Raw genomic sequence first — 5,512 nt, 5'->3', positions numbered from 1 at the left:
GGTGCGTCGGTGGTGGTGACGTCGTCTGGGTTGTTGGCGGGGTTGCCGGGGTTGTCGGCTGAGGTGGTGTTGGTTGATCGGCCGGGGTTGTGGGCTGGTGAGTCGGGTGCGGATGTGCCGGTGGTGGTGGGTCCGGACAACGCCTGTTATGTGATCTTCACGTCGGGCTCGACGGGCCGGCCGAAGGGCGCGGTGGTCACCCACGCCGGCCTGGTCAACCGGACCGCCCACGTCGCACCCACCATCAACCGCCTCGGTGCCGACGGCGTGATCCTGCAGAAAACCGAGATCGGTTTCGACGTCTCACCGGCCGAGGTCTACGCCGCCCTGTCGACGGGCGCGCGGATCGTCGTCGCCCGCCCGGGCGGGCACCGTGACCCCGCGTACCTGCGTGACCTGATCATCGCCGAGTCGGTCACCTCGATCGAGCTCGTGCCCAGCATGTTGTCGGCGCTGCTCGTCGAGGGGATCGAGCGGTGCACCTCGCTGCGATCGGTGGCGGTCGGCGGTGAGGAACTGCCGGTCGACGTGGCGCGGGCGTTCCTGGCTGCGCTGCCCGACTGCGAACTGCACAACACCTATGGGCCGGCGGAAACCACCGTCGACGTGACCAGTTGGCATTGCACCAACGAGGAGCTTGCCGCTCTGTCTCGCGTACCGCTCGGGCGCCCTTTCCCGAACCTCACCCTGCGCGTGCTCGACGACGAACTCCAGCCGGTGCCGGTCGGCGTGCGGGGGGAGTTGTTCGTCGGTGGTGTGGGTGTGGGTCGGGGTTATTTGCGGGGTGGGGGGTTGACGGCGGATCGGTTTGTGCCGGATCCGTTTGGGTTGGTGGGGTCGCGGTTGTATCGGACTGGGGATGCGGTGGCGTGGCGGTCGGACGGGAGTGTGGAGTTCCTGGGTCGGTTGGATGCGCAGGTGAAGTTGCGTGGTGTGCGGGTGGAGTTGGGTGAGGTGGAGTCGGCGTTGCGGTCCTGTGTGGGTGTGCGGGATGCGGTGGCGTCGGTGGTGGAGGTGGGTGGTCGGCGGTTGTTGGCCGGTTTTGTGGTGCCGGTGGGTTCGGGTGTTGATGTGGTGGGTGTTCGGGAGGTGTTGCGGGGGGTTTTGCCGGAGGTGTTGGTGCCTTCGGTGGTGATGGTGGTTGATGTGGTGCCGGTGGATCCGAATGGGAAGGTGGATCGGCGTCAGTTGCCGTTGCCGGTGCTTGGTGATGAGTCGGTGGGTGTGTTTGTGGCGCCGGTGTCGGTGGTGGAGCGCGCGGTGGCTGCGGTGTGGGCGCGGGTGTTGGGTGTTGACGTTGTTGGTGTCGAGTCGAGTTTCTTTGATCTCGGTGGTGATTCGATGCTGGCGGTGTCGTTGGTGGGTGCGTTGCGGGCGGCGGGTTATCCGACGAGTGTCCGCGATGTTTTCGCTTACCGGACCGTGCGCGGGCTCGCGGCCAGTTTCGGCGAGGGCGTTGACGAGTGGGAGCCGGTGGCGCCGTTCGCGTTGCTGTCCGACGCGGACCGGGCTGCTCTGCCGGACGGCCTGACCGACGCCTACCCCGCCGCGCAGACCCAACTCGGCATGCTCGTCGAGCTGGCCACCAGCGGAGCCCGGGCGGCCTACCACAGCGTCATCGCCCACCAGGTCCGCGACGGGCGACCGCTCTCGGCCGACGCGCTGCGGGCCGCCGTCGCGACGGTCGTCGCCCGGCACGAGATCCTGCGCACATCGTTCGACCTGACCGGCTACTCGGTGCCGATGCAGCTCGTCCACGCCGAGGTGACCCCGCAGGTGACCGTGGTGGACGGTCGCGACGTGCCGGCCGATGAGCAGGTGCGACTCTTCGAGGAGTTCGTCGCGACCGAGCGGGCCACCCCCTTCGACCTGGCTGTCGCGCCACTGCTGCGCGTCGCCGCGCACCAGGACGGCGACGCGAGTTGGTGGCTGAGCTTCACCATCTGCCACGCGGTCACCGAGGGCTGGAGCAGCGCACAACTGCTCGCCGAACTGCTGGCCGTCTACGCCGACCTGGCCGACGGGCGGAGCCCCACCGAAACCGAACAGCCGGTGGTGCGGTACGCCGACTTCATCGCCGCCGAGCTGTCCGCGCTGGCGTCCGACGAGGACCGGGACTACTGGCGCACGGTGGTCGACGGGCGCAACCCCTTCGTGCTCCCCGCGGGCTGGGGTGAGCCGGGCGATCCGACGGCCATCTCGACGACCGTCGACGTCACCGACCTGGACGAGGCCGTCGCACGGTTCGCCTCCGGGGCCGGCGTCTCGGTCAAGGCGGCGCTGCACGCGGCGCACCTGAAGGTGCTCAGCCAACTGACCACCGAGCAGAGCTTCCACGCCGGGCTGGTCTGCGACGCCCGGCCCGAGGTGTTCGGGGCCGACCGGGTGCAGGGCATGTATCTCAACACTTTGCCGTTCGGCTACGAGCGCACCGCCCGGACGTGGCGCGACCTGGTGACGGCGGTCTTCAACCAGGAGGTCGACCTCTGGCCCCACCGGCGGCTCCCGCTGGCGGAGATCCAGCGTGGCAGCGGTCAGCGGCTGCTGCGGGTGCTCTTCAACTACCAGGACTTCTCCCGCGCCGGGCAGTCGGCGACCGTGAGCGGCACCGAGCCGGTCGTCGTCGGCAGCGCCGGCGACGGCGCCACCGAGTTCGAGCTGTCGGTCTTCGCGCACCGGGGCAACTACCAGCTATCCAGCCGCAGCGACGTGCTCTCCCGAGCAAATCTGGAGCGGCTGGCCGGCATGTACCGGGCTGTGCTGGCGGCGATGGTCGCCGACCCGGCCGGTGACGCGCAGGCTGTCCACCTGCCCGGTGGCGAGCGGGAGCGGCTGCTGGGCGTGGTCGACACCGGCGTCGAGGAGCCGGTGACCGGCACGGTGGTCGAGCTGTTCCAGGCTCGGGTGGCCGCCGCACCCGACGCGGTAGCGGTGGTCGCCGGCCCGACCCGACTGACGTACGCGCAGGTAGACGCACAGGCCAACCGGCTCGCCGGGCACCTGCGGGCCGTCGGTGTGGGCAGGGGCGCGGTGGTCGGTGTCTGCCTGGATCGAGGTGCGGACCTGGTGCCCGCCCTGCTCGGCGTGCTCAAGGCCGGTGCCGCCTACCTGCCGCTGGACCCGACCCAGCCGGCCGAGCGCATCGCGTACCTGCTCGCCGACGCAGCCGCCGGGACGGTGGTCGCCACGGGTGCCCACGTCGACGCGCTCGCCGGTTACGACGGGCATCTGGTGCTGCTCGACCGCACCGACCTGACCGGCCACCCGGAGACCGACCCGGCCCCGGTGAACGACGCCGACGACCCGCTCTACGTCATCTACACGTCCGGCTCGACCGGCCGCCCGAAGGGTGTCTGCGTCAGCCACGCCAACGTGCTGAGGCTGCTCGACAGCGCGCAGGAGCACTACGCCACCGACGAGACCGACGTGGTCGCGCTGTTCCACTCGTACGCCTTTGACGTCTCGGTGTGGGAGTTGTGGGGTGCGCTGCTGCATGGCAGCCGACTGGTGGTTGTGCCGCCGGCGGTGGCCCGGGTGCCGGAGGATCTGCTCGACCTGCTGGTGGAGCAGGAGGTGACTCTGCTGGCCCAGACCCCCACGGCCTTCCGGGGACTGGTTCGGCTGGCCGCCGACGGTGACCAGCGGCTGCGGCGACTGGTGCTGCGCGCGGTCGTCCTGGCCGGCGAGCGGCTGGACTTCGCCGAACTCGCCCCGTGGGTCGATCGGCTCGGACTGGCCCGGATCGCCCTCGTCAACATGTACGGGATCACCGAGACCACTGTCTACTCCAGCTATCACCGGGTCACCCGCGCCGACCTCGCTGCCGGGGTGGGCAGCCGGATCGGGCGTCCGCTGGCCGGTCTGCGGATGTACGTACTCGACCACCAGGGGCACCCGACGCCGCTCGGTGTGCCCGGCGAGATCCACCTGGCCGGACACGGCGTGGCCCTGGGCTATCTGAACCAACCGGCGCTGACCGCCCAGCGGTTCCTGCCCGACCCCTACGGCCCCGCCGGCAGCCGGATGTACCGCACCGGCGACCTGGGGATCCGCCTCCCCGACGGCAGCGTGGAGTTCCTCGGACGGCTCGACGACCAGGTCAAGCTTCGCGGCTACCGGATCGAGTTGGGCGAGGTGGAGTCTGCGCTGGCCGCGCTGCCGGCGGTCGCCGAGGCGGCGGTCGTCCTGCGCGAGGACACCGCCGGCGATCCACGACTGGTCGGATACCTGGCCGGAGCGCCCGGGCAGCGGCCGAGCACGGGCGAGCTGCGCGCGGCGCTGGCCCGCACGCTGCCGGACTACATGATCCCGTCGGCCTTCGTGACGCTGGACCAGCTGCCCCGCAACAACAGCGGCAAGCTCGACCGGCGCGCGCTGCCCGCGCCGCAGGACGGCGATCCCGGCGACGGGCGGGCCATGGTCGGTCCGCGTACCGCGTTGGAGGAACGGGTCGCCGGGATCTGGGCACAGGTGCTGGGCCTGCCGGCGGTGGGCGTCGAGGACGGCTTCTTCGAGCTGGGTGGCCACTCGATCAAGGCGCTGGTGCTGGCCAGCACGCTGCGGACGGCCGGCTTCGACGTCTCGGTCGCGGACGTGATGGACCTGCAAACCGTTTCCCGGCTGTGCGCCGCGCTGGTCGACCGCACCGGACCGGTGCACGTCGACCGCCCGGTGGAGCCGTTCGAGCTGGTGTCCGCGCCGGACCGGGCCTTGCTGCCGGACGGCCTCACCGACGCGTACCCGCTGTCCCAGGTGCAGCTCGGCATGCTACTGGAGATGCTGGCCGACAACGGATGGAACCACTACCACAACGTGACGTCCTTCCTCGTCCGCGAGGACGACCCGCTGGACCTGGCAACGCTGCGCGAGGCGGTGGACCTCGTGGTGAACCGGCACGAGGTTCTGCGCTCCTCGGTGGACCCGACCGGCTACTCGGTGCCGATGCAGCTGGTGCATCCCGCCGTGCGGGTGCCGGTCGTGCCGCACGACCTGCGCGGGTTGTCCGAGGAGGACCGGGAGGCCGAGCTGCGCCGCCTCGTCGCCGTGGAGTACGCGTCGCCGTTCGACGTCGAGCGGGCGCCGCTGCTGCGGTTCGCCGTCTGCCGGGAGACCGACCGGAGTTGGCGGTTGGTGCTGACGATCTGCCACGTGGTCGTCGAGGGCTGGAGCCTGCACGCGCTGGTCGCGGCGATCCTCGACCGCTACCGCTCGATGCGCGTCGGTGCCGGGCCTGAGCCGGAGCCCCTGCCGGAGGTGCGGTTCGCCGACTTCATCGCAGGGGAACGTCGCGCCCTGGAGTCTCCGGTGGACCGACGGTACTGGCAGGACCTGACGGAGCGGTGCGTGAAGTTCACCTTCCCCACCGGCTGGCTGCCCACGTCGCCGCCGCCGACGCGTACCGCCCACACCGTCCGGGTGCCGTTCCGCGACCTGGAACCAGGGCTTCGGGCGGGGGGCGGCCGCGCGCGCGGCTCCCGGAAGGCGGTGGGGCGAGCCCCCCCCCCCACGCTGC

The 5,512-nt window shown here is 71.1% G+C and carries 1 protein-coding gene; it reads left to right on the top strand.

What is annotated here, in order from left to right; all coding sequences use genetic code 11:
• Positions 1-120: 120 nt before the first annotated feature.
• Positions 121-5,512 (top strand): amino acid adenylation domain-containing protein (locus AB0B48_RS31695; protein ID WP_357208034.1); only part of this gene is annotated, 5,392 nt, incomplete at its 3' end.

This window comes from Micromonospora sp. NPDC049089, assembly GCF_040648775.1.
Taxonomy (GTDB): domain Bacteria; phylum Actinomycetota; class Actinomycetes; order Mycobacteriales; family Micromonosporaceae; genus Micromonospora.
This window is presented reverse-complemented; position numbering and strand designations above follow the sequence as displayed.